Annotated in this window: 21 protein-coding genes; 11 read left to right on the top strand and 10 right to left on the bottom strand. The window is 41.8% G+C overall.

What is annotated here, in order from left to right; translation table 11 throughout:
* Window positions 1-165: 165 nt before the first annotated feature.
* Window positions 166-855: a DUF3157 family protein gene (locus tag CXF88_RS01730; protein WP_101085062.1), complete on the bottom strand. Its 690-nt coding sequence runs from the start codon at window positions 853-855 to the stop codon at window positions 166-168.
* A 287-nt stretch (window positions 856-1,142) separates the two neighbouring features.
* On the opposite strand from CXF88_RS01730, the gene CXF88_RS01735 reads away from it, so the two are divergent.
* The 3 genes from CXF88_RS01735 to CXF88_RS01745 all read left to right on the top strand — a co-directional run bounded on the left by CXF88_RS01735 (window position 1,143) and on the right by CXF88_RS01745 (window position 5,461).
* Window positions 1,143-2,138, top strand: coding sequence for a DUF4382 domain-containing protein (locus tag CXF88_RS01735; protein WP_101085063.1), 996 nt, complete (start codon window positions 1,143-1,145; stop codon window positions 2,136-2,138).
* A gap of 340 nt (window positions 2,139-2,478) precedes the next feature.
* Window positions 2,479-4,137 (top strand): hydroxylamine reductase, encoded by a 1,659-nt coding sequence (gene hcp / locus CXF88_RS01740; protein ID WP_101085064.1) that lies wholly within the window; start codon window positions 2,479-2,481, stop codon window positions 4,135-4,137.
* A 112-nt stretch (window positions 4,138-4,249) separates the two neighbouring features.
* On the top strand, window positions 4,250-5,461 hold the full coding sequence (locus tag CXF88_RS01745) for a hybrid-cluster NAD(P)-dependent oxidoreductase (protein WP_101085065.1): 1,212 nt from the start codon (window positions 4,250-4,252) through the stop codon (window positions 5,459-5,461).
* A gap of 105 nt (window positions 5,462-5,566) precedes the next feature.
* Here CXF88_RS01745 and CXF88_RS01750 read toward each other — a convergent pair whose 3' ends face one another.
* A complete protein-coding gene (locus CXF88_RS01750; RefSeq protein WP_101085066.1) occupies window positions 5,567-7,462 on the bottom strand; it encodes a sensor domain-containing phosphodiesterase in 1,896 nt (631 codons plus the stop codon).
* A gap of 726 nt (window positions 7,463-8,188) precedes the next feature.
* Window positions 8,189-8,707: a GNAT family N-acetyltransferase gene (locus CXF88_RS01755; RefSeq protein ID WP_101085067.1), complete on the bottom strand. Its 519-nt coding sequence runs from the start codon at window positions 8,705-8,707 to the stop codon at window positions 8,189-8,191.
* A gap of 158 nt (window positions 8,708-8,865) precedes the next feature.
* Between CXF88_RS01755 and CXF88_RS01760 the strand changes: the two genes are divergently transcribed.
* A complete protein-coding gene (locus CXF88_RS01760; RefSeq protein ID WP_197708400.1) occupies window positions 8,866-10,206 on the top strand; it encodes an amidohydrolase in 1,341 nt (446 codons plus the stop codon).
* A gap of 109 nt (window positions 10,207-10,315) precedes the next feature.
* Window positions 10,316-10,825 carry a peptidylprolyl isomerase gene (locus CXF88_RS01765; RefSeq protein ID WP_101085068.1) on the top strand — a complete coding sequence of 170 codons (510 nt, stop codon included), beginning with the start codon at window positions 10,316-10,318 and terminating at the stop codon, window positions 10,823-10,825.
* A gap of 157 nt (window positions 10,826-10,982) precedes the next feature.
* On the opposite strand, the gene CXF88_RS01770 is transcribed toward CXF88_RS01765, so the two are convergent.
* Window positions 10,983-12,191: a porin gene (locus tag CXF88_RS01770; protein ID WP_101085069.1), complete on the bottom strand. Its 1,209-nt coding sequence runs from the start codon at window positions 12,189-12,191 to the stop codon at window positions 10,983-10,985.
* Window positions 12,192-12,560: 369 nt separating this feature from the next.
* Here CXF88_RS01770 and CXF88_RS01775 point away from each other — a divergent pair, with 369 nt between their 5' ends.
* The gene (locus tag CXF88_RS01775) at window positions 12,561-14,033 is read left to right on the top strand and encodes an MBL fold metallo-hydrolase (RefSeq protein ID WP_101085070.1); all 1,473 of its coding nucleotides are present in this window, start codon (window positions 12,561-12,563) and stop codon (window positions 14,031-14,033) included.
* Between the two features lie 45 nt (window positions 14,034-14,078).
* Here the strand turns inward: CXF88_RS01775 and CXF88_RS01780 are convergent, their stop codons facing one another.
* Window positions 14,079-14,414 carry a winged helix-turn-helix transcriptional regulator gene (locus CXF88_RS01780; RefSeq protein ID WP_011639018.1) on the bottom strand — a complete coding sequence of 112 codons (336 nt, stop codon included), beginning with the start codon at window positions 14,412-14,414 and terminating at the stop codon, window positions 14,079-14,081.
* A gap of 105 nt (window positions 14,415-14,519) precedes the next feature.
* On the opposite strand from CXF88_RS01780, the gene CXF88_RS01785 reads away from it, so the two are divergent.
* The 4 genes from CXF88_RS01785 (at window position 14,520) to CXF88_RS01800 (ending at window position 18,508) form a co-directional block, all read left to right on the top strand.
* Window positions 14,520-15,287, top strand: coding sequence for an SDR family oxidoreductase (locus CXF88_RS01785; protein ID WP_101085071.1), 768 nt, complete (start codon window positions 14,520-14,522; stop codon window positions 15,285-15,287).
* 208 nt (window positions 15,288-15,495) lie between these two features.
* The gene (locus CXF88_RS01790; protein ID WP_101085072.1) at window positions 15,496-16,020 is read left to right on the top strand and encodes a DUF3087 domain-containing protein; all 525 of its coding nucleotides are present in this window, start codon (window positions 15,496-15,498) and stop codon (window positions 16,018-16,020) included.
* Between the two features lie 88 nt (window positions 16,021-16,108).
* A complete protein-coding gene (locus CXF88_RS01795; RefSeq protein ID WP_101085073.1) occupies window positions 16,109-17,119 on the top strand; it encodes an LLM class flavin-dependent oxidoreductase in 1,011 nt (336 codons plus the stop codon).
* Window positions 17,120-17,326: 207 nt separating this feature from the next.
* Window positions 17,327-18,508: a tetratricopeptide repeat protein gene (locus CXF88_RS01800; protein WP_101085074.1), complete on the top strand. Its 1,182-nt coding sequence runs from the start codon at window positions 17,327-17,329 to the stop codon at window positions 18,506-18,508.
* 137 nt (window positions 18,509-18,645) lie between these two features.
* Here the strand turns inward: CXF88_RS01800 and CXF88_RS01805 are convergent, their stop codons facing one another.
* Window positions 18,646-19,068, bottom strand: a complete 423-nt coding sequence (locus tag CXF88_RS01805) for an organic hydroperoxide resistance protein (RefSeq protein ID WP_101085075.1) — start codon at window positions 19,066-19,068, stop codon at window positions 18,646-18,648.
* 322 nt (window positions 19,069-19,390) lie between these two features.
* Between CXF88_RS01805 and CXF88_RS01810 the strand changes: the two genes are divergently transcribed.
* Window positions 19,391-21,154, top strand: coding sequence for an alkaline phosphatase D family protein (locus CXF88_RS01810; protein WP_101085076.1), 1,764 nt, complete (start codon window positions 19,391-19,393; stop codon window positions 21,152-21,154).
* 125 nt (window positions 21,155-21,279) lie between these two features.
* Here the strand turns inward: CXF88_RS01810 and CXF88_RS01815 are convergent, their stop codons facing one another.
* The 4 genes from CXF88_RS01815 to arfB form a co-directional block, all read right to left on the bottom strand.
* Window positions 21,280-22,287, bottom strand: a complete 1,008-nt coding sequence (locus tag CXF88_RS01815; RefSeq protein ID WP_101085077.1) for a class I SAM-dependent methyltransferase — start codon at window positions 22,285-22,287, stop codon at window positions 21,280-21,282.
* 91 nt (window positions 22,288-22,378) lie between these two features.
* Window positions 22,379-22,771 (bottom strand): DUF3859 domain-containing protein, encoded by a 393-nt coding sequence (locus tag CXF88_RS01820; RefSeq protein ID WP_101085078.1) that lies wholly within the window; start codon window positions 22,769-22,771, stop codon window positions 22,379-22,381.
* A 25-nt stretch (window positions 22,772-22,796) separates the two neighbouring features.
* Entirely contained in the window at window positions 22,797-23,243 is a 447-nt protein-coding gene (gene aroQ, locus CXF88_RS01825; protein WP_101085079.1) for a type II 3-dehydroquinate dehydratase, read from the bottom strand.
* 225 nt (window positions 23,244-23,468) lie between these two features.
* Entirely contained in the window at window positions 23,469-23,885 is a 417-nt protein-coding gene (gene arfB, locus CXF88_RS01830) for an alternative ribosome rescue aminoacyl-tRNA hydrolase ArfB (RefSeq protein ID WP_011639009.1), read from the bottom strand.
* Window positions 23,886-24,196: the final 311 nt, after the last annotated feature.

Raw genomic sequence — 24,196 nt, forward strand, 5'->3', positions numbered from 1 at the left:
TACCAACCTACACCATAAATTAAGCCCAAATGAAATGGTATTTCATTTGGGCTTTTTGTTATTGATTTTAAAATGTATTTCTCGTATTGGGTCTAGTGCTGACGCTTACATCCGTACCTATTTTAGTACCTATTTCCGTGTCTAGGTTCAGGATTAGATATTGAATTAGCGTGATTCAATTTCAACAATTTTTAAGCTTATCAACTGCTTTTGCCATTGCTGCTTATTCACACCCTCTACCCAAATAGTATCACTTTGGCGATGTTGACCATTACGTAGGTAAGTTTCTGGCATACGGAATATAGCTTCCCAGGCTTCAAGCTTTTCTGTTTTGAGCAATGCACCGTTGTCATTGTAAAAACTCACTTCAACTTCAACAACCGTGACATGTTCGTTACTGGTGCTGTCAAAATCGAACACTAAACCGAGTTTATCGCCTTTCCATTTTGTGTCTGCAAGGGCGATTTTAATGCCGTCTTTAGCCGTACTACCCAATAACTCTGGTTGTGCTAACGCCGCTGCAGTTAAGCGTGTGGTTGATACTTGAGTATTCATTGCTGGTGCAGTTGGCATGGCAACCGTTGGTGCTGCAACAGGTGTTGTTACTGCTGCTATTGATGCTGCAGATGCAATGGTCGGCTGTGTTACTCCGTTTGCTTGCTTTGCGATGTCGGCTTTAGCGGCTTGCACTGGTTGGGTTACTGTTTCGGTAATGATGTATTCCCAAGTGAAGTCGTCTTTTAGACGAACATTGGCGCCATTTTCTAAGGTGATAACAGCAACATTGGCGGCCATAGCGGCTGGAGCAAGTAATAAAAATAGGGCTGATGCGATCGCATTAAGTTTGGTTTTCATCTATTCATCCTGATTGAAAGTCTTTAACACTTTGGCTCATTCTACGGACTTTTATAGTAGAAATGGAAATAAACTGTGGTTCGATATTCATATTTTGCCCCTGTATGTGATGGGGCAATATTTTATGTGTGTGTCGCTATTGTTAGGTGATGCATGAATTCATTTTAGAATGTTAATTTCAGGTTAATAATCATACTCATTTAAACGCTGTTTGTTGATGTCGATCAAATGCTGATACCTCTTTGTGAGTAACACTGAGCATGTTTCGAATACATAGAGGACGTGTGATGAAAATTTATTATTCAGTATTGATGTTATCTTCGGTTTTATTGCTGAGCGCTTGTGGCGGCAGTGATAGTACAACCGATGAAGTTAACCCTTTAGGACAATTCTCTTTAGGGGTGTCTGATGCCCCTATGGCGGGAGTGTCCCGGTTAGGGCTAGTGATGAATGAACTTGTTATGACGGACGCTGCGGGGGAAATACACCGTTATAGTTTACAACATATGGAGTTTAATTTGCTCGATTATCAGGGCATGAATAGGCATCTTGCCATTGATAATATCGATCTACCTGTTGGCCAATATCATAATGTCCACGTGACAATTGATCAGGGTGATGGCAATCAGGGTTGTTATGTTGAAGATGGCCAAGGCCGTCATAGTTTGCAAGTTGAAAATGGTTATTTGCCAATAGAAGATGTTGAGATTATAGCTAATCAACACCGTGTAATGACATTGGAAATTAACTTGTACCAAGGTCTGCTAATGGATCAAGAACAATACCAATTACGTCATCGTGCAATGTGGTCAGTCGATAATAGTCAAATGGGCCATTTAATTGGAGAAGTTGATCCGCAATGGATTGCCAATTGCGAAACTGAGTATTCGGCTCTCACTCCTGTTGGCGGGGAATTTTATCATTTAGCTTATTTATATCCTGACAGTGTCAGCTCTATTGATCAAATGGCCGATATGGGAACAACACCTCCTGCAGAGCTAACGGCTCCACTGTCGGTGAGCCGATTGTTACAAACTACGGATGGAGATTGGTATTTTGCAATGGGCTATTTACCCGAAGGGAACTACCGCGTTGGTTATAGCTGTTTAGGTCATTTAGATGATCCAATCCTTGATGACATTAGCACCGGACCATTTGTTATGTATGAAGATGCAGGCTCTATAGCGATTGAATCTGGCCCTCTTGGTGGACAACAAACGGTACATGAGTGTGGCAACGGCAATGGTGGGCATCATGAAGGCCATGGTGGACATGGTGGCTAGTACTGAGGTCAATTGAATTTATCCACCATTTGATTTGGTCAATCAACTGGGTCAGTAAGACATACAATCAATGATGTCTTACTGACTCTAGCCACCTTATTTTCCCTGTATCCATGTTTATTATGTCGCGATAGATAATGATTTTAGCGCGCCATAACCTCCGTTTTCTCTCTCGATATGATTCAATAAAAAACCAATCAATATTAGCAATTGCTGAAGGTGATGTAGCTCATAAAATCTAACATTGGTGTCAAAAACGGGTTTTGATTTACAGAGTAAAGAGTAAACTCATCCTTAACATGTAAAATTTATACATGAATAATATTTGAGGAGTAGAGTTATGTTTTGTGTGCAATGTGAGCAAACCATTAGAACACCAGAAGGCAATGGCTGTAGTTACTCGCAAGGTATGTGCGGCAAGTTAGCGTCGACGTCTGATATTCAAGATTTATTAATCTATATGCTGCAAGGCGTGTCGGCTTATGCAGTTAAAGCGCGTGAGTTTGGCATTGTAGACAACGACATTGACACTTTTGTGCCTAAAGCCTTTTTTGCCACGTTAACTAACGTAAACTTCGACGATGAACGCTTAATTGATTATGCCTACCAGGCACAAACCTATCGTGACCAATTAAAAGCGGCTTACATTGCTGCTTGTAAAGGCCAAGGTGTCGAGCCAGAAATGGTCAGCGGTCAAGGTGAGTTATTACTTGCTACATCAAAACCTGAGATTTTAGCCCAGGCGCCAATTGCACTGCTTAACGGCGGAGACGTAAATGAAGACATTTTAGGCTTACGTTTATTATGCCTATATGGCTTAAAAGGCGCAGCGGCTTATATGGAACATGCTCGCGTATTAGATCAAACTGACGTTGATGTGGCTGCTGAGTTCCATAAAATCATGGCATTTTTAGGTGAAGATTCTGTTGATGCAGACAAGCTGTTTGCTACTGCAATGGAAATTGGCCAATTAAACTACCGCATTATGGCGATGTTAGATTTAGGCGAAACCACCTCTTTTGGCCATCCTGAGCCAACACAAGTGAATACCAAATCTGTTAAAGGTAAAGCGATTTTAGTGTCTGGTCACGACATGAAAGATCTAGAGCTTATTCTTGAGCAAACCGCAGGCAAGGGCATTAATGTCTTTACTCACGGCGAAATGTTACCAGCACTTGCTTACCCAGCATTTAAAAAATACGCGCATTTAGTCGGTAACTATGGCGGCGCTTGGCAAAATCAGCAAAAAGAATTTGCCACCTTCCCTGGTGCAGTAGTGATGACCTCAAACTGTATTATCGACCCTACCGTTGGTGAGTACTCTGACCGTATTTATACCCGCAGTATCGTAGGTTGGCCTGGTGTCACTCACGTTGAAGGTGATGATTTCAGCGAAGTGATTAACAAAGCCCTTGAACTTGAAGGTTTTGCTTATGATGAAATTCCCCACATGATCACCATCGGTTTTGCCCGTAACGCCTTAATGGCAGCAGCACCCACCGTAGTTGAAAACGTTAAAAACGGTTCTATTAAGCACTTCTTCTTAATTGGTGGTTGTGATGGCGACAAATTAGAGCGCAATTACTTTACTGACTTAGCTAAGTCTGTGCCTGATGATTCAATTATTTTGACCTTAGGTTGCGGTAAGTACAAGTTCAATAAATTAGACTTTGGTGACATCAATGGTGTGCCACGTTTACTTGATGTGGGCCAATGTAACGATGCCTATTCAGCTATTCAGTTAGCGTTAGCGTTAAAAGATATTTTTGAGTGTGACCTTAATGATTTGCCGCTGAGCCTAGTGTTGTCGTGGTTTGAGCAAAAAGCGATTGTAGTGTTGTTAACCTTGTTATCACTTGGGGTGAAAAACATCCGTACAGGACCTACTGCGCCAGCATTTTTATCTGAAAATCTAATGAATATTTTAGAGCAACAGTTTGGTTTGCGTGGCACTACCGATGTTGAGTCAGACTTAAAAGCAATGATGAACGTGGCGTAATTAGCCATAAAAATCGTGCATTTATGTTACACGTATTTGCACGATAACGATTAAAGGCGATATGAGATTTTCATATCGCTAACTGTATTTTTTACTGCGTTAAGGTATCAAAATGAGTAGTGCTCCCTCAGTCGGTTTTTCATTTTCACAAGCGCTTTCTGCCCAAGTGGCTAAAAAGGTGACTCCTGTTAGCGAGGCCCCCGTTATCGAGACCACGCCAACGGTTGAACCCGCTGCACTGGCAACCCCGAAAGCACTTTTGGCAGCTGATAACTGGCAACGAGGCGAGGTACAGCTTTGCTGTGTTGAAAAATGGAATGAAACCCATGATGTGGTCAGTTTCCGCTTTCAGGGACTCACACCGGTTAAATTTAATTTTAAACCGGGGCAGTTTATTACCTTTAAATTAGATATTAATGGCGACAAGGTTTACCGCAGTTACACTATTTCATCGTCACCTTCACGACCATTTTCATTAGTGGTCACGATTAAAAAAATCGCTGGTGGTGTGGTGTCTAATTACTTAACTGAGTCGCTCAATGTTGGCGATGAAGTGACGGTTACTGGCCCTGATGGGATATTTAACTTGGTCGACATTGAGGCCGATAAATACTTATTCTTAAGCGCGGGTTGCGGCGTAACACCAATGCATTCTATGTCGCGCTGGCTTTGCGATACCACTACCGACAGCGATATTGCCTTCGTACACAGTGCCAAAACTGTCGATGACATTATGTTTGCTAATTCAATGGCGTCGATGGCATCACGAAGCCAACATTTCAATCTCAATTATGTATTAGAGTCTGACGGCAATAAGCAAAATTTGACTGATAAGCATGCCTCTACAGGTTGTGAAAGTGGTCGCTTAAGTTTAGAAACCTTAGTTAAGTTAGTGCCAGATTATCAACAGCGTACCGTATTTGTGTGCGGACCTGAGCCATACATGGCGGCGGTAAAGTTAATGCTTGAAGCTGCCGAATTTGATATGAGTCAGTTCAACCAAGAAAGCTTTGGTGCAAGTAGTGCCATGGGGTTGAAAGCTGCGTTAGAAAGTAATCCATCAACCGAGCAGTTTATGCTGAGCATTGGTGATAAACAGGTGCAGCTAACTGGCGACCAAAGCCTACTTGATGGCATTGAGTCGGCAAAATTACCGATTATTGCCGCATGTCGTTCAGGCGTATGCGGTGCGTGTAAATGTCAGGTTGTTTCAGGCACCACTGTGTCGTCTAGCAAAATGGCGTTAACGGCTGACGAAATTGCAGCAGGCTTTGTATTGGCGTGTTCAACCAAAATGACCTCAGATGTGCGCTTACAAATGTGATATGTCTTACCGTAGTACATATAAGCCAACTTTGTAACGGTCGGCTTATACGGTACTCGTTGAGTGCGAAACTATTGCGATACCATTTGCGACACATGCAGTAGATTAAAATAGTGGTGTCATTGAGGGGATTAAGTATTGCTGGGCAAACTCATTGGCATCTACCGGTTTTCCCAGATGATAACCCTGCCATATGTCAGCCCCTTGCTTAGCCACAAAATCGGCTTGAAATTGATTTTCCACCCCTTCTGCCACTAACGACAACTGTAAGTTATTTGCCATGGCGATAATGGTGTTAACTAACTGTCGGCTCTGTTCTGAAGTATCAAGATTACGAATAAAGCTGCGATCAATTTTGACTGAGTTAAACGGATAGTATTGCAAGTAACTGAGTGACGAATAACCGGTACCAAAATCATCTAACGACAAACGGATCCCATGCTGATTTAACTTGCTCAATACTTCCTGGGCATATGCTGCATCGTGGATTAACGCATTTTCAGTTAGCTCAATCTCAAGCAAATGGCCGGGTATGTTGTATAACTCAAGCAAGCTAACAATCTTATCGACTAAGTAACTGTCTTTTAGTTGTATGGGTGACATATTGATTGCCAGATAAAAATCGCGATTATATAGCTCACGCCAGTAAGCTAATTGTTTCAGAGCGCTTCTTAATACAAAATAACCTATTTCAATGATTTTGCCTGAATGTTCTGCAATTTCAATAAATTCAGCAGGCGAAACTTGGCCTAAAGTTGGGTTGTTCCATCTTATAAGCACTTCAGCGCCAACAACACTTTTGCTTTGAGTGCTTACAAATGGCTGGTAATGCAATGACAATTCATCGCGTTTAAGTGCGCCTCTTAATAATGACTCCATTTGTATACGACTAGACAGTTCGGATTCCATTTTTTGGTTAAAGAACTTATAGCTATTGTTATTACCCATTTCACAATGTGATAGCGCGGCGCTGGATTTTCTTGATAGGTCCATAAATCCACTACCATCGTTGGGGTAAAATGCGACTCCCATAGCAGTGGTAATGGATAGCGGTAATTCATCGACATAAATATCTTGGCTAAAGTGCTGACATAAGCGACTGCAAAAAGTCGCCATCTTATCGCCATATAGTTGTTTCTTGGTGGAGATGACGATACAGAAGGTCGTATCACTGACAATGGCAAGATAAGTATTATTGGGTATAAAATGTTGTAGTTTTTGCGCGACCACATTACGTACTTTTTCAGTGATGTCATAACCTAAACCGTCTTGAATGACTTTTAAGTTGGTGATGCTGAAATGGGTTACCGAAATACAGGTTAAGGCGTCGCTTTTCGTCAGGTTGTTAAACACTGTTTCGAGTTGACTAAATTTAGGCAAGCCAGTGACGCTGTCGAAACGTTGTTGAATATCTAATAGTTTTTCCGCGGCGATGCGTGAATCGATTTCTTGCATTAAATTGCTGTTAAGCTGCTCTAAGTCTGATGTGCGCTGCGCAATACGAGTTTCTAACTGTAAATTGGCTTGAGCCAGCTTTTCTTTTTGGTAGAGTATTTCTAGATTACTTTCAACATTTTGACGAAAACAATCTAACAGCAAAATAAGATCATCGGAGTAGCTATTTGCTTTTTGGTCTAGCATACAAATGGTGCCAAAGGGCTCTCCATCAGGCCAGTTGAGTGGTACGCCATAATAAGAAACCATACCAAATTCAAGCTCAGGATTTTGACTCCAGCGGGGATCTTCTAGGGCATTTTTGACATGTAATTCTGTTTGCTGCTCAATCACTGATTCGCAATATAAACTATGTCCCAGCATGTCTTTCATCCCGGGGGCATATGGGCTGTTGGCATTATGATTGGCGACAAACACTTCCATTTCATCAGTATGAAGTTTCATAATTAACGATGCAGGCACTTGAGCGACTTTGGCAATCAGATCAACTGTTTTTTGCCAAGACTTCAGCATTTCAGGGGTTATCGCAATCGTATTATTTTTCAAAAGTGTAATTACCTCTTATTTTATTGTGTTGTTACTCAATAAACAGGCTGTTTGTATGTGAAGAAATACGGTAGCAGGCCACCAGTCTGTAATGGGTGAGTTCGAGATAATTAACATCTAAACTTTATGGCATCTAAATTTATTGCATATAACTAAGTGATATTATTATTCTTTACAAATCAATTCGTTATATTGGCACGGCGTCATGGTGCACTGATGTAACCTGAAGTCTTGAATGAAGGAAAAATACTGGTTGGGTAATTTCAGAGAGTCCATTGTGATACTACATACCGGCTTAAGTGTTGTAGCTGCTCTTTCATCCATGAATATCGTATCGATTTCTTGCAATACACTAATACAACCTAACACATATGCAGTCTCTATGTTGGTCATTAATATTGTTTTGTTATTTGCTCAGCTATAGGCGAGTGATATGGCTTAGTGTGAGCTTTATGGTATTTAATTTTTCATGTAAGCTTTTGATTAAAAATAATTTATATTTTATTGCTAAAAACGTTTAATACTATTCTCAGCGGTACTAATTTTATAAGGTTAATTTGATTTCGGTACATGAAACGAAGCTAATGTTAAGCCAGCACGATAGAGCCAGCTTTAATGAAAAAGCAACATGTTAGTTTTTGGCTTACTGTTTTTTTAGATTTAGATGTTGAGATAGATTTAGTGCTTAGATTTAGTCACCCGATTAACGACCTAGATAAGCGTTAGTTATTCACCATTCAATGATATCTCATAACGATTAATGGTGAATTCGCCATCTTGGTATTGAGAGTGATACGTCATGCCTAGTTTAGTGACCACATTGATTGAGCCGCTATTAGCATCGACAACAGTGGCATAGACGATGCCTAAATCCATGTGTTGTTTAGCATATTCGATACAGGCTAGGTTGGCTTCTGTCGCTAAACCAATGCCCCAGTAATCCGGGTGTAAGCGATAGCCAATATCGACGGCATTAATACGAGTTTCATTTTTAAAACCGCAAAACCCAATCACAGTATTGGTCTCTTTAAGTACCACAGCCCAACGGCCAAAACCGTATTGCTGATATTCAGCTAACCAAATATTGGTAATGATATTTTCGGCGTCGGGTAATGTTGTGCACATTCCAGCGTCACCGGTATAGAGGCTGACTTGTTCTGGAGTATTGAAGTGTAATACGGCTGGCGCGTCATCAAAGGTAAATTCTCTTATAATTAACCTTGGTGTTTCAGTAATGATTGTCATTGATTTCCTTTATTATTATTTCTCTGACCACAATGACTTAATCACTGTGCCACTACTAACATTATCCCTTAACTTGCGGTTACCTAAAACCCATTACAAAGTGGCTTAAGCTTATGGTAGGTTAACATACTCAAATCCCGACAATTAAGAATAATAATATGACCTGCTTACGTGTTGCGTACCCCTTATTGGCGTTAGTGTTTTCAGCTTCGTCGTTATCATTTACTGCTAGTGCGAGCGATCTTGATCTCTCTGTAAGTAAAGCATTACCAAAGCTTGAGCAACTATATCTACACCTGCATCAACACCCTGAATTGTCATATCAAGAAAAAGCCACTAGCCAACGCATGGCGCAAGAACTCAAGCAATTAGGCTTTGAGGTTACTGCTAATTTTGGCGGTTATGGTGTGGTCGGTATTGTCAAAAACGGTAAAGGGCCCGTGGTGATGATCCGTGCAGATATTGATGGCTTGCCTATTATTGAACAAACGGGAAAAGAGTACGCCTCGACCGTGACAACCCTTAATGCGGACAACAGTACCGTTGGTATTATGCATGGTTGCGGCCACGATATTCACATGACCAGTTTAATTGGTACTGCACAGCAACTGATGCTTCACAAAGCCGACTGGCAAGGTACTTTGATGATGGTGGCTCAACCCGCAGAAGAAGTCGGTGGCGGCGCCAAAGCCATGCTAAAACAGGGGTTGTTTAGCCAGTTCCCAACACCAGACAGCATTATTGGTTTGCATGTGAGTGCGTCAATTCCTGCAGGCAAAGTCGGCACCGTAAGTGGTTATGCCTTGGCGAATGTTGATTCGGTTGATATTACCATTAAGGGCAAAGGTGGCCATGGTGCTTATCCGCACGTCACTATCGATCCTGTGGTACTTGCTGCGCGCACAGTGCTTGCACTGCAAACCATTGTTAGCCGAGAAGTCTCGCCGTTAGAGCCTAATGTGGTTACTGTTGGCGCTATTCATGGCGGCTCAAAGCACAATATTATTTCAGATGAAGTGAAGCTTCAGCTAACCTTGCGTTCATATAACCCTAAGGTTCGTGAGCAGCAAATCGCGGCGATTAAACGTATTACTACCGGTATCGCGATTAGTGCAGGCTTGCCAGATGACCTCATGCCAGTGGTGTATGTGCATGATGATGAAACCATTCCATCAACCTATAACGATCCCACGTTAGCCGCTAAGGTTAAAGCCAGTATTGAAGCCGAATTAGGCAGCGATAATGTGCTGGTGGCACCACCGGTAATGGCTGGCGAAGATTTTGGTTTATATGGGCTCACTGCAGAGAAACGTCCGATTACTTTATTTTGGCTGGGCGGGGTAGAACCTAGCCAGTATCAAGCGAGTCTTGAGTCTGGCGATACCTTGCCGTCTTTGCATTCTAGTCAGTTTGCGCCAGATTATTCGTTAACCATTCGCACTGGGGTTAGGGCTATGACAAAATCCGCGATGGATTTATTTAATCAGCCAGCCCAATAAGTGGAAAGTGTTTAAAGGATAGAATTTCATTCAACAATAAGCGCGATAGCCGCCTACGGTTCTATATAATATAATGGCGGCTATTCTCATTTTTGGAACATGGCTGTATATGATTATCTTTAGCACCAACCTTGGCGATTTTACCGTAGAGCTTGAAATGGAACGTGCGCCGGTTTCTTCAAAAAACTTTTTAAAATACTGCCAAGACGGTTTTTATGAAGGCACTATTTTTCATCGGGTTATTAAAGGTTTTATGGTGCAGGGCGGTGGCTTAACCGCCAAAATGAAAGAAAAACCTACTCGTGACCCTATTGCCAATGAAGCCAATAAAGGTTTGAACAACGTGTTGGGTACTTTGGCGATGGCTCGAACAGATTCGCCGCATTCAGCTACTGGGCAATTTTTTATTAATGTCGCCGACAATGATTTTCTAGATCACGCAGCAATGACCAATGCGGGTTGGGGTTATGCGGTGTTTGCCAAAGTGACTGCCGGTATGGATGTTATTCAGCAAATGGAGCGAGTTAAAACAACGACGATGGCAGGCCATGAAGATGTACCGCGTGAGCCGATTATTGTTGAGAAAGTGACCATTGTTGACGAGAAACCTGTTGCTTAAATATGCTGTGCTATTTACACACTCGCTATTAAACATTAGCGAGTAAGTAATAGCTATTAAGCACTTACTATTAAGCACTAGCTAAAACAACGCAATAAAAAAGGTTCGACATCACTGTCGAACCTTTTTTGATCTGTGTTAAACCACAGTAGTCACATTAAAGTGTGAAACGAATACCAATGGCAATGCCGTCATCTTCAGACAGTTCCATTCTGGCTTGTTGTGCTTTGTCTGCACTGGTGAAATCGCTGTAATCACGGCGAGCTTCAACATATAAAACAGTATCTGGGTCAAATACATAATGTAAACCTACTACGAAAAACTGACGTTTAAAAACGTCATCTTGATCGGCATTGTAGTTAGGTTGGATCACGTAGTTAGATCCAGCATCAAGAATGTTGTACGAAATAAAAGTACGAATGTTGTTATCGAACTTGTACGAGAACAATGATTCAATACCCACAGCGTCGTTAATTAAACGACCGATATTGTCGGTGTCATGATTTTCGTTTTTGTTTACGTTGGCAGCAGCATAAAAACCATTCTGCTCAAAGTTGCCCCAAGTGATACCCATGCCGTAAATAAGATCAACAGCAGTGGATGTTCCACCGTTACCAAAGGTCACATCAAACTCACCACGGTTAACACCGGCAGTTAGCACTAGCTTATCAGTGGCTTGGTAAGTGACAGCACCACCATAGGTATAGTTATACTCAACTTGCTGTGCCGACGTTGAACTTGCTGCCCATAACTCTTCACAGGCATCTTGAGTGATATTTTCTACATCACAAGTATAAAAAGCACTGTTTTTAAGTTGGGCTTGCACAGCAAAACTTACGTCGCCAAAGCTGTTACGATATTGAACGGTTTTGTCACCACGACCGACACCATTTACCGCGCCGTCATCTTTGTTGTAAGTGTAAACACCCGCAGTGTTTCCGTCCCATACAAAGCCATAGTTTGTGCTGTACACCACGTCATACCAAGCACCCCATTGCTTGCCAATTGTGATGCTACCGTATTTGTCATGTGATAAACCGGCATAACCAAGACGATTATAGAAAAACTCGTCTTGAATTGATTCAAAGCGATTATTGTAAACAATATCTGTGCTACCTACTGGATTTACACCCCATTCAAGCAAGGCGTAAGCTTTCCAGTCATTTTGTAGTTGACGACTAAAACCAAAATTAATCCGTGAAGCACCGTTAACAACTTCTGTTTCACCTTGAGTATTGATCACGCGCGCATCGATAAAGCCGCCAATTTTAACCGCATTAACATCATCTTTATAAACTTCGATTGCTGACGCTGCAGGTGCAATAAGAATTGTTGAAATTAATGCTGCAATTAATGTTCTGTTCATTTTAATCTCTTGTCTTGTTGTTTGAGTAAGCACAGCTTAGTCCGTTAATATATCTTTCCATTGAGGCGACGGAGAATATCAAACCTATGAGTGACTCACAAAGTGAAATGTGCTCAAAAAAGGCGATATATCTCATAAAATTCGTTGTTCAATGACTTAGTAAAATCGAGTGTTAATACTGAGTTGTACCGCAGTTAATAATTGTAAGTAAATGTTACTTGGTGGTTACTTATGCACTTAATGTGGTTTTTTATTTGCCTTTAAAATAGCGTGTTTTTTGAGCGTTTATTTGATGTAGATCGCGACTTTATTTTACCAATGGCATACGCTTAATTTAGCACTGTTATCGATTTTATCGGGGGCGACATTATGGACATGACTTTGCAGTTTCACGGCGCAACTCAAGAGGTCACTGGATCTTGCCATTTACTCACAGTCAAAGGGCAGCAAGTGCTGCTTGATTGTGGATTAATTCAAGGGAGTAAAGCTGACGCGTTACGTAATCACGATCCTTTTCCATTCGACGCCACACAAATCCATGCAGTGGTATTAAGCCATGCCCATATTGATCATTCCGGCCGTTTGCCTTATTTGATTAATCAGGGGTTTACTGGACCCATTTATACTCAAAAAGCCACCGCGCAGTTATGTGATGTCATGTTGCGTGATGCTGCCATGCTGCAAGAAAGAGATACCGACAGGCAAAATAAAAAACGTGCAAAACATGATTTAGAACTGCTTGAACCGCTATTTACCGAGAAAGATGTCGATCAAGTAATGGCGCAGTTTGTGATGGTAGATTATGGCCAGCGAGTGCAGGTTGCCGATGGGGTAGAGGTTTGCTTGTCCGATGCGGGACATATTCTGGGTTCTGCGGTGGTGGAGTTGTGGTTAGGCAATAAACCTCAACAGAAAAAACTGGTTTTTAGTGGTGATTTAGGTCGTGCAGGTATGCCGGTTTTGGATGACCCAACGTTTATTGAACAAGCTGATTTAGTGCTAATGGAAAGTACTTACGGCGATAGATTGCACCGCAGTTGGCAAGATACCTTGGTTGAACTGAAATCAATTTTCAAACGAACTATTCATGAAAGTAGGGGCAATATTTTGATCCCGGCATTTTCGGTGGGACGTGCTCAAGAGCTTCTTTATCTTTTTCATTTATATGCCAAAGAGTGGGACTTATCACGTTGGCGTATTTGTTTAGACAGTCCAATGGCGATAAAAGCAACCGAGGTATATGTTAACAATTATCCGTTGATGGACGATGACTTTAAGCGTTTTACCCGCTTATCGCCTGGGCAACATCCGTTGTTATCCAGTGCTGAATTTGTGTGTAGCACTGAAGAGTCGATAGAGTTGAACGATATTCATAAAGGATTAATCATTATTGCCGGCAGTGGTATGTGTAATGGCGGCCGAATTCGCAATCATTTTGTGCATAACCTATGGCGTAAAGAAGCCGATATTATTATTTGTGGTTTTCAGGCAATGGGAACGCCAGGGCGAATATTAGTCGACGGTGCTGAAGAGCTGACGATTCATGGCCAAAGTATTAAGGTTGCTGCCAGTATACATACTGTAGGTGGGTTATCAGCCCATGCAGACCAAGCCGAGTTATTGTCTTGGTATTGCCATTTTGAGCAATCACCCGCGGTAATATTGGTACATGGTGAACTAAAAGCACAGCAAGTATTGATTGAAGCGCTTAATCAAGACAGTGTTAAAAAACCGAAAAATAGCGCCATTGCTGAGCGAGGAGATTGTTTAGACTTAAACGCTTTGCCAGAGTTTGTGTGGCTGAATAAGGCGAGTGAATATAATGATCCATCAGCAATTTAATTTGAGTGAAGGGGTTATTAGGTGAACGATTGCTTAGCCTGCGGGCTAAGCATCAATTTCGTGTTGCAGCTTTTCAATATCGTCTAATATGCGCATAAACTTTTGCCCAAATTCGGTCACTTGGTATTCTACTCTCGGTGGAATTTCAGGGTAATTAATTTTATTCAAAATGCCAAATTCGATGTTTTTTTTCAAACATTGATTCAGTACTTTGGTGCTAAGTCCTTCAACTGATTTTACCATTTCACCGGGACGATTAATGTTATTGGCTAATAACTGATACACAGTTAATGACCATTTACAGCCGTAAATGGTTTCGACCATACGGGCACTTTTTTCTGGAGCAGACTTTCGCAAAAATAATTTTTCTTTTGTATTCATTAATATGTACCTAAAAGTACCTATAGGACTTAATTGTACTTACTATTCAATTGGATAGTTTGCCAATAAGCTTAACACACTTACTCTTTTATTAGGTGTGCTCAAATGACGAATTCAACTCAAACAACAGCGCTGATTATTGGCGGCACAAGCGGTATCGGTTTTGAAACCGCCAAGCAACTCGTGTCGCAAGGTGTTGATACCATTATCGTTGGCAATAAAACCGATAAACTCAATGCTGCAGTGGCGCAACTGTCTTCGCTGGGGAATGTCAGTGGGTTTCAAGCCAATTTATATGACCCGCAAGATCTCAGCCGTTTGATCAATATGATCAATTCCATGGATCATAAAATCGATCATTTAGTGAATGCTGCAGGCTATTTTAATCCTAAGCCGTTTTTAGATCATCAAATGAGTGATTACGATATTTACATGGAGCTTAACAAAGCCATTTTTGTGATTTCACAAGCGGTAGCCAGAAACATGATTAAACATCATGGCGGTAGCATAGTGAACATTGGTTCTATGTGGGCTAAACAAGCCATTAAAGCCACACCGTCAAGCGCATATTCTATGGCCAAAGCAGGATTACATGCGTTAACTCAGCACATGGCAATGGAACTAGCGGATCATAATATTCGTGTTAATGCGGTATCGCCAGCTGTTGTTAGCACGCCAATTTATCAAGCTTTTATCGAACCGCAAGATATGGCTAGTGTGCTCGACAGTTTCAATCCATTCCATCCCATTGGCCGAGTAGGTAGTCCGACCGATGTAGCCAATAGCATAGTATTTTTGTTATCAGATAAAGCCGCTTGGGTGACTGGCGCGGTATGGGATGTAGATGGCGGCGTGATGGCTGGTCGTAACTAACACTTTGCTTACAATAGAGCATTGCCTATTTGAAATATGAATGATTGGGGGGCGATCTTGGTCGCTCCTTGTTACTCGCTAACTTACATCCAATAACATTACATCCGATAACTTTAGATTAAATCACACTTAATAAGCGTTAATATTTCATTCTATAAATCGCTCTAACACGTTAAGCTATAGATAAATAAGTGATGTGAGCGGCGTGATGAAGTTAGTTAACATTAATAAAAGCCAGTATCGTTCGGTTAATAATCAAGTGCAGATAGGTTTAGTGGCAACGCTGGCTATTTTGTCAGTAATATTGGGTCAGTTGATGATCTATTTTTTTGGCGTTAAGCCATTACCCGGTGCAGAGGCTACTGGCAATTTTCATCTTAATTTTACTGGGGTGATTTTGGCGTTAATGGTGTGCGTATTTTTAATACGTAACCTGCGTTCAAAACCGAAATTTTATGAAGTGTATTATGTGTGGCAACTGAAACAGTTGCAGAACAAAATTTACCGCAAGCTTAAATCGATTCAACTAGCCGCCAAAGACAATAACCGTGATGCATTAGTCATCCTCAGTTTTTATTATCAAAGCTTAGCGCTAGTGTATGAGTTAGATAACAACACCTTAACTATTTCAAACGTCAATAATGAGTTAGATAAACTACAGAAATGCATTGATGCGGCTGGTATTTCTGTTGATGCTGATGAGTTTACTCTCGACATGCTACAAGCCTTTTAGACCATCATCTGTTGATAACTTTTTTGCTAGCGTTATAGCGTGGTTTTCAGCGGATGCCATCAATTCTTACCTTAAATAAGGAGCCATGATGTCAATATTGGCAGATATTCCTTTTTCATTACTTGAACTCGCTCCTATGCGCGAAGATGCCAACGTCACTGAAACGTTACAAGGTAGCCTGCGTTATGCCCAACATGCCGAAAATGTTGGTATTAATCGTTTTTGGTTGGCTGAACATCACAATATGCCAGGCATTATATGTTCGGCAACCTCGATATTAATTGGCTATATTGCAGGTGGAACTCAACGTATTCGTGTTGGCGCTGGCGGGATCATGTTACCTAATCATGCCCCCTTAGTGGTTGCAGAGCAGTTTGGCACCTTGGCCAGCCTGTATCCCAACCGTATCGATTTAGGCTTAGGTCGCGCACCCGGTAGCGACCAAGTGACGAGTCGCGCATTGAATCGTGATGATAGCCGAGCAGAGCATTTCCCAGAAGAAGTGAGCGAACTGCAATCATTATTAGGTCCGCGAGCGCAGCGTCAGCAAGCTGCCTCCGCCCAAGTGAGAGCGATTCCGGGCGAAGACACTAATGTGCCAATTTGGTTATTAGGTTCAAGTTTGTTTAGCGCTCAGTTGGCTGCAAAACGTGGATTGCCATATGTATTTGCAGGCCACTTTGCGCCGCGTTTTTTACATGATGCAGTAGCACTTTATCGACGTGAATTTATCCCTTCGGCGGTATTGAGCAAACCTTATGTTATGTTGGGATTACCTTTGGTCGCCGCCCCAACAGATGCTGAAGCAGAGCACCTTAGTACTAGCTCGAAACAACGTATTTTGGCGTTAATTCGTGGCAATGAAATGTGGCTTAAACCGCCTGTCGATAGTATGGATGGGTTGTGGAGCGAGCAAGAGAAAAGCTACGTCGATAACTTTTTAAGTTTGTCGGTTTGTGGCGGACCAGCAACGATTAAACATCGACTTGAAGTGATTGTTCAACAGCTAGGCGTTGATGAGCTTATGTTTACCAATGACTTATATGACAGTGAACATCGTTTACGCGCCCTGGATATTTTAATGAGCGTGAAACAATAAGTTTCCATAATAACGGTAACGATAACATCCACAAATATGATTAAGCGTTCACAACTAGTGAGCGTTTTTTTGTGTCATAACAAACCTGTGTTCATTGATATTAATAAAGTGGGCACGGGTGCTCTCTAACATGGGTAGTGGCTATTTGGGTTGCCTTGTAATGTTGAATTAATTGATTCATATTAAGTTAATCAATGACTACACGGAATGTTGCCAATGCCTATGCTGAGCGTTAATCGTTTATGCCACCCGAACCTTGTCTTATTACTATGCACTGTTTTACTTAGTGCTTGCTCTGCCAATTCAGAAAATAGCCAAAACGCTTACCATTTACCGCAGTTTAATCAAGCTCTGATTCATTCCACTTCTGCCGAAAATGTGCCTGAGATTGCCAGTCTGACTTATCTCTCCGAAATACAGCGACAAGAATTAGCTGGGTTTACCGCCAGAGATAACATTAAAGCACTGCCCAATCGCTTAAAAGTGTCTGAGTTTATTAACCATAAAATGACTAATTTCAATTATGAAGGGAAAAATTATACCAGTACTGAGTCATGGAGTAATCAGTCTGGCAATTGTATGGCATTGGCATTGCTGACCTATTCAGTCGCAAAAGAATTGAATGTATATCCGGTATTTCAAGTGGTTCATGCCGCGCCAATATTGACCAATATCACCTCCGATATTCTTGTCACATCAGACCATGTACGCACATTTTTGTATGATGAAAAACCGAGTGGGCATTTTCTTAGTGGCGGTATTGCTACTGTGATTGATTATTTTCCAGATCGTTTTGATCGCACCGGTGAAATCGTCTCAGAATCTAAATTTTTAGCGATGTTTTATCGTAATTTAGCGGCCGATGCCATGCTAGAAAAGCAGTATGAATTTGCTTTTATCTTACTTGAGCAAGGGCTAAAGCTAGCGCCAGATTATGATGCTTTGATTAATATGATGGCCATTACTCATCGCCGTTTAGGTGACGAACAGACAGCCGAAAAACTCTACCTATATGCCCTTGATATTAAGCCGAATTCCTTGGCAGTATTAAGTAATTACCGCTTATTACTGGAATTACAAAGCAGAACTGCTGAAGCAAAAAAGATCGACCAATACTTGTTGTCGCTTGAGTCGAGTAACCCATACAGCTACTACAGTTTGGGTATTGAGGCATTGGAATTCAAAGACTATAAAACCACCGTCATCTTCTTAGAAAAGTTTATCGATAACGCGCCTTATTTCCATCCGGCTTATTTTGCGCTAGCCAGAGCTCAATTGGGTCTAGGTAATACAAAAAAGGCTCAGAAAATATTAAAAAAAGCGATTGAACTAACTGATATACCAGACAGTAAAAAGCACTATTTAGCCAAATTAGATATGTTAAAATAAGTGCCTGATTAAGTGTTGATGGTTCATTAAACAGTCGTTGTTCACCACGATGATGACATTTGACATCAACATAGAAAAACCAAGACAGATGTCTTGGTTTTTTGTTTGTAAGTCAGTAAAACTGGTTTACAAAAAGCTTAAATCGCTTGACCGTTTACGGTTAATTTTACATCGATGTTGCCACGTACTGCGTTTGAATATGGGCAAACTTGGTGGGCTGTTTTCACTAACTGTTCAGCTTCTGCTTGGTCGAGTTCAAGTTCAACTGCTAGCGCTACTGTTAATGCAAAACCACCATTGTCATTGGCACCGATACCGACAGTTGCTGTAGTTGGAGCTGCCTTGATAGCGACTTTACTTTGGCTGGCTACATGCAGAATCGCGTTAGAAAAACATGCGGCATAACCGGCAGCAAATAACTGTTCTGGATTAGTAAACTCACCACTGCCACCCATTTCTTTTGGGTAACTTAATTGTAAATCTACTTTTTTATCGTCGGTAGAAACTTGGCCATTACGGCCTGCTAATGCTGTTGCTGAAGTGGTATATAGTGCTTTCATAGTAAACCTCGTGTAAAAGTTAGTTAATTTAAGTTGTGTGCAATCTAATTGTGTTTACTATAACTAAGCCGGAAATAATTTGCAACTACATTGTGCGCAATTTAATTTTTATTGTTGTCTTGTTCTCTAAAAATCACTATCTAAAAATCACTATTCAATGGCTGTAAACCTTAGTTTTACTTCAGTATCAATTTGATTAGCTTGTCATTCTTCTGTCACCTTTATGTCATCATTAGCTCTCACAATAGCCACTCATTAGACCTCTTAGGCTGTGCTAAGCATCGCCACATAATATGCGAACGATAAAAAATAAGGATAGGCTATGAAACGGTTTGTAACTCGTCGTGACTTTTTGGCTATGTCAGCTAAAGGTGCTGGGGCAGTAGTGGTGTCTTATGGATTAATGGGCTGTAGCAGTGATGATGACGATGTTGTGTCAGGTCAGTTTTTGCAAGGGATTGCCAGTGGCGACCCTGCTGCAGATGCGGTGATTTTATGGACTCGCGTTACGCCTGATGTTGAAGGTGATATTACTGTGTCATGGGAAGTCGCCACTGACAGCAACTTTAGTCAAGTAGTCACAAACGGCCAAACGGTGACGAATAAAAACCGTGACTATACCGTTAAAGTTGACGCTGTTGGGCTTGAAGCGGGTCAGCAGTATTACTATCGTTTTAAAGCGGGTGAAACGGTATCGGAAATGGGGCAAACACTTACATTACCTGAAGGTAGCGTAGCGTCAGTTAAGTTGGCGGTAATGTCATGCGCTAATTTCCCTGCTGGTTATTTTAATGTGTATGAAATGGCTGCACAGCAAAATGATTTGGATGCTGTCGTGCACTTAGGCGATTATTTATATGAGTATGCTCGTGGTGAATACGCCAGTGAACATGCTGTCGAGCTTGGGCGTGAAGTGTTGCCAGCTGGTGAATTATTTTTATTAGACGACTATCGCACCCGTTACAGTCAATATCGTAGTGATGCGAGCTTACAAAAGCTACATGCCAAAGTACCGTTTATTACCGTGTGGGATGACCATGAAGTGGCCAATGATACCTGGAAAGACGGTGCTGAAAATCATAATGATGGTGAAGGTGATTTTGATCAACGCAAACAAGCCGCACTACAAGCGTACTTTGAATGGCTGCCAATTCGTCCATGGAGTGAAGGTAATCATGAAGAAATTTACAGAAGCTTTAATTACGGTAACTTGGTTGATTTGCACATGCTCGATACTCGGGTATTGGCTCGCGATAAACAATTAGAATATAGCCAATATATTGATGCGACCACAGGTGCATTTAACAGCAGCACATTTCTCGCGGATGTAACCGATACTAACCGCACCCTGTTAGGCCAGACTCAACTATTGTGGTTACAACAAACTTTGTTGCAGTCTACTGCTAAGTGGCAAGTATTAGGTCAACAGGTGTTAATGGGCAAAATGTTAATGCCTGCTGCCATTGCGACTCAGCAAATGAGTATTCCGCAGTTTGCTGAGCTTGCCGGATTAGCGCAGCTAGCGGGCCGTGCTCAAGCTAGCGATCCAACGTTAACCGCAGAAGAGTTAGCTTACTTACAAGCGAATCAAGCCAAGCTGACGCCAGAGGTGATTGCATTACTACAGCTGCCCGCAATTCCATACAACTTAGATGCGTGGGATGGTTACGCTTACGAGCGCGAAGTGATTTTAGCGACGGCAAAGTCGTTACAACATAACTTGGTGGTGATTGCCGGTGATACCCATAATGCATGGGCCAGCGATTTAACCGATAGTGGTGGCGATATTGTCGGGATAGAGTTTGCCACAAGCTCGGTATCATCCCCAGGTCTTGAGTATTACTTAGGCTTGTCTGATGCTGAAATGCCAGCAACTGAAGCAGCAATAGTCGGTTTGATCGCCGATCTTAAATACGCCAATTTAAAAGATCGTGGCTACTTATTACTGACATTTACTGAAAATGAAGTCCGCAGTGATTGGCAATATGTTGATACGATTTTAGATAAGACATTTGTTCAGTTAGACGCCCGTGGTTACAGTGCCACCAGTACCGCTGGTAGCCCTAAAGTCACGCCAGTGTCGTAATCAGCTGATGTGAATTCGCAGATATAATTCAGCCACCGTGAAGGTGGCTGAATGATTTATATAAGCGGCATATCGCTTAGCTAAACCTATGGTTAATCCATAGTTAATCTATGGTTCATCAATAGCTAATCTATGGTTAGCACGACAATTTTTAACGGATGATTGTCATCAAATGCGGGGAAGTCTGGGTGGCAATCTAACCACTGAGTCGCAGTGACTTTACGGCCTTGCTTTTCTACGCAGCGGACTAGGCTGTCGTACCATGCTTGGCGATCAACTTTAGCGACATTATTACAACAGACAATTTTACCGCCGACTTTGGTGGTTAATACTGCTGGTTTAAATAAACCTTGGTAATCATTGACTAAGTCGACAATACCGAAGGCGCTTTTAGCAAACCGTGGTGGATCTAAAAACACTAAGTCGAACTGAGCAACACGCAGTTTAGGGTATTTAGGCAGCTTTTGATTACGACGACCGCCAATAGGCAACCCCGCTAATTGACGCAATGCCGGAAACGCATCACTTTGCACAAATTCACACACATCAGTGACATTGTTTAGCTCAGCATTTTTTTGTCCCGCCGCTAATGCAAATGATGAAAAATCGACATTCATGACTTTACGAGCACCGCCCATCGCAGCAGCAGTACCAATACCACAAGTGTATGAAAACAAGTTTAGAACACTCTTACCTTGGCTGTTAGCGCGTACATATTCACGCCCAATACGCATATCTAAAAATAGCAGCGGATCTTGACCTTCATGGCGTAGCTTGGAGGTAAAAGCAATGCCATTTTCATGGATAACTTGCTCTGATTGCGAGAAGTCTTGGGCTTCATTTTCGGCATGATTGACAACACGAGAATGGCTGCCAGAGCGATCGTTGTAAACGATATGGTAGTCCGCGTGAGCAGTCAGTAAGCTTGATATGTCTTCAAGTTGCTGAGCCGATAAGGTTTGGTGAAACGTTTGAATCAGCCATGCATCGCCGTAACGGTCAATGTTAAGGCCATTTTCACCTTCAACGGTGCCGTGAAAAACCCGATAACAATCAGTATTATCTTTGGCAGCTTGCTCAAAAAAAGTGGCACGCTTGGCTAAAGCATCGGCTAAAACAGCTTGAATGGACATGAGGGCTCATTAAATGGTGTGGCTATTGGCGCGGATTATAGCAAACATTCTAACTTAGTGAAGTTGCAGTACAGACTATTAGGCGTCGCAATTAATCTGGTAGATGCACCTTAAAGGTTTTGTCGGCAATAATTTTGCCATTTAACTCCAGCGTCATCCGCCAGTTACCGACCTTATTAGTGATCGGTGCCCAGATGCAATCACCCAGATAAAAGCGCCAATCATTTTCTTTGATAAATATCTCACCATCAAACGGTGGGCTAACATTACCGTCGTCATCGGTAATGTTAGGGTGGTAAATACAATAAGTGAGTACTTGGTTTTTAGCCTTTTTGATGCGCGTGATAAAGCCAAATTCGGTGTCGATAATCGCAGGTACATGTATCGTTGCCTGCAACAAGCGCGGCAAGTCATCGCTTTGATTGTCCCATTGGCTGAATATGCCACTGTAAATAACGCTTACATCGGCTTTTAACTTACTCAAGGGCTATCCCTTTATAGAATGATATTTAGTGTTTATCGCTCAAGTGCTTAATCGCCGCTTGCAGAGCAAAATCATAACCCTGTGCGCCTAAGCCACAAATCACTCCTAGGGCTTTATCTGAAAAGTACGAATGGTGCCTAAAAGGTTCGCGGGCATGTACGTTAGATAAATGTACTTCAATAAACGGAATCGCTACCCCAAGTATGGCATCACGCAAAGCAACACTGGTGTGCGTAAAGGCAGCTGGATTGATAATAATAAATTGAGCGTCGGTAGCATGAATTGCATCAATCAATTGATACTCGGCATTAGACTGAATATGTTCAAGCTTAATGCCAGCCTGAGTCGCATTGCGAGTTAATTCATCCACAATAGTGCTGAGTGTTTGGTGACCATAATGTCCGGGTTCGCGACGGCCTAATAGATTGAGATTAGGACCGTTGATCAATAAAACTTTTGCTGTTTGGCTCATGATGGTTCCTATAAAAATCGCAAGATAAGTCGGCTTAATATGCAGCACAAAAGAGGGTTCAACAAGCATTCTTACCGAAGACGGTTATCAGGTAAACCAAAAAATGCTCAACTAGGGTAAGACCTTAGTCATTGAGTGATGGCGGATTCACTTTTTTGCTAGTAATTTTGCTAGCGACTTACTAATGATTTACTAGCAACTGGCTAATTATTTACTAATTACTTATTAATAATCAGATTTATTTTGGCGCATCGCTTTAGTGGCACCGCGTTGTTTTTTGGTTTCAATGCGTCGTTTTTGGCTGCCTTTTGTCGCCTTGGTTGGTATACGGGCTTTTTGTACTATGCCGACGCTTCTTACCAGTTCAATAAATTGTTCCAGTGCGGTTTGGCGGTTAAAATCTTGGCTGCGTGATTGTTGGCATTTTATAATTACTTTGCCACTTTTGGTAATACGGTGATCGGCTTTTTCAAGCAGCTTTTGTTGGTAGAACTCGGGTAAAGAAGATGAGGCAATATCAAAGCTGAGTTGCGCTGCGGTTGATACTTTATTGATATGCTGGCCACCCGCACCACTTGAACGGACAAACTGCCATTCAATTTCGTTATCTTGCAATATGACGCGCTGAGTTATTTGTATCATTCGGTTGTCGTGTTCCCCTTAATTAACGGTCATAAACCTATAACGCTGCTTACTGTTTTTTAAGCGGCATGTTTATGTGCTGTGGCTTCATTCTACCGCAGTCTGGGAAACTTTTCAGGGTTGTCTGCTGTGGCATGGATTGCGATAAGTGAATTGACCTTAGCGTGGGGATTGAATTAAAAAGCCTGACTGGCCTCAGAGTTATGACATATTTAATGAAATAACCAGAATAGTTTTGTTATCATGAGCGCCATTGTCGCTTTACACGATAACATCACCGTATAAAGTCTGTTCTATGGCCTAGTTAGAGG

The sequence above is a fragment of the Shewanella sp. ALD9 genome, from assembly GCF_002836315.1.
Classification (GTDB): domain Bacteria; phylum Pseudomonadota; class Gammaproteobacteria; order Enterobacterales; family Shewanellaceae; genus Shewanella.

What these genes read in the sequence shown, in the direction of transcription:
- CXF88_RS01730 (WP_101085062.1), bottom strand. Translation starts at nt 855, where the DNA reads ATGAAAACCAAACTTAATGCGATCGCATCAGCCCTATTTTTATTACTT.
- CXF88_RS01735 (WP_101085063.1), top strand. Translation starts at nt 1,143, where the DNA reads ATGAAAATTTATTATTCAGTATTGATGTTATCTTCGGTTTTATTGCTG.
- hcp (WP_101085064.1), top strand. Translation starts at nt 2,479, where the DNA reads ATGTTTTGTGTGCAATGTGAGCAAACCATTAGAACACCAGAAGGCAAT.
- CXF88_RS01745 (WP_101085065.1), top strand. Translation starts at nt 4,250, where the DNA reads ATGAGTAGTGCTCCCTCAGTCGGTTTTTCATTTTCACAAGCGCTTTCT.
- CXF88_RS01755 (WP_101085067.1), bottom strand. Translation starts at nt 8,707, where the DNA reads ATGACAATCATTACTGAAACACCAAGGTTAATTATAAGAGAATTTACC.
- CXF88_RS01760 (WP_197708400.1), top strand. Translation starts at nt 8,866, where the DNA reads ATGACCTGCTTACGTGTTGCGTACCCCTTATTGGCGTTAGTGTTTTCA.
- CXF88_RS01765 (WP_101085068.1), top strand. Translation starts at nt 10,316, where the DNA reads ATGATTATCTTTAGCACCAACCTTGGCGATTTTACCGTAGAGCTTGAA.
- CXF88_RS01770 (WP_101085069.1), bottom strand. Translation starts at nt 12,191, where the DNA reads ATGAACAGAACATTAATTGCAGCATTAATTTCAACAATTCTTATTGCA.
- CXF88_RS01775 (WP_101085070.1), top strand. Translation starts at nt 12,561, where the DNA reads ATGGACATGACTTTGCAGTTTCACGGCGCAACTCAAGAGGTCACTGGA.
- CXF88_RS01780 (WP_011639018.1), bottom strand. Translation starts at nt 14,414, where the DNA reads ATGAATACAAAAGAAAAATTATTTTTGCGAAAGTCTGCTCCAGAAAAA.
- CXF88_RS01785 (WP_101085071.1), top strand. Translation starts at nt 14,520, where the DNA reads ATGACGAATTCAACTCAAACAACAGCGCTGATTATTGGCGGCACAAGC.
- CXF88_RS01790 (WP_101085072.1), top strand. Translation starts at nt 15,496, where the DNA reads ATGAAGTTAGTTAACATTAATAAAAGCCAGTATCGTTCGGTTAATAAT.
- CXF88_RS01795 (WP_101085073.1), top strand. Translation starts at nt 16,109, where the DNA reads ATGTCAATATTGGCAGATATTCCTTTTTCATTACTTGAACTCGCTCCT.
- CXF88_RS01800 (WP_101085074.1), top strand. Translation starts at nt 17,327, where the DNA reads ATGTTGCCAATGCCTATGCTGAGCGTTAATCGTTTATGCCACCCGAAC.
- CXF88_RS01805 (WP_101085075.1), bottom strand. Translation starts at nt 19,068, where the DNA reads ATGAAAGCACTATATACCACTTCAGCAACAGCATTAGCAGGCCGTAAT.
- CXF88_RS01810 (WP_101085076.1), top strand. Translation starts at nt 19,391, where the DNA reads ATGAAACGGTTTGTAACTCGTCGTGACTTTTTGGCTATGTCAGCTAAA.
- CXF88_RS01815 (WP_101085077.1), bottom strand. Translation starts at nt 22,287, where the DNA reads ATGTCCATTCAAGCTGTTTTAGCCGATGCTTTAGCCAAGCGTGCCACT.
- aroQ (WP_101085079.1), bottom strand. Translation starts at nt 23,243, where the DNA reads ATGAGCCAAACAGCAAAAGTTTTATTGATCAACGGTCCTAATCTCAAT.
- arfB (WP_011639009.1), bottom strand. Translation starts at nt 23,885, where the DNA reads ATGATACAAATAACTCAGCGCGTCATATTGCAAGATAACGAAATTGAA.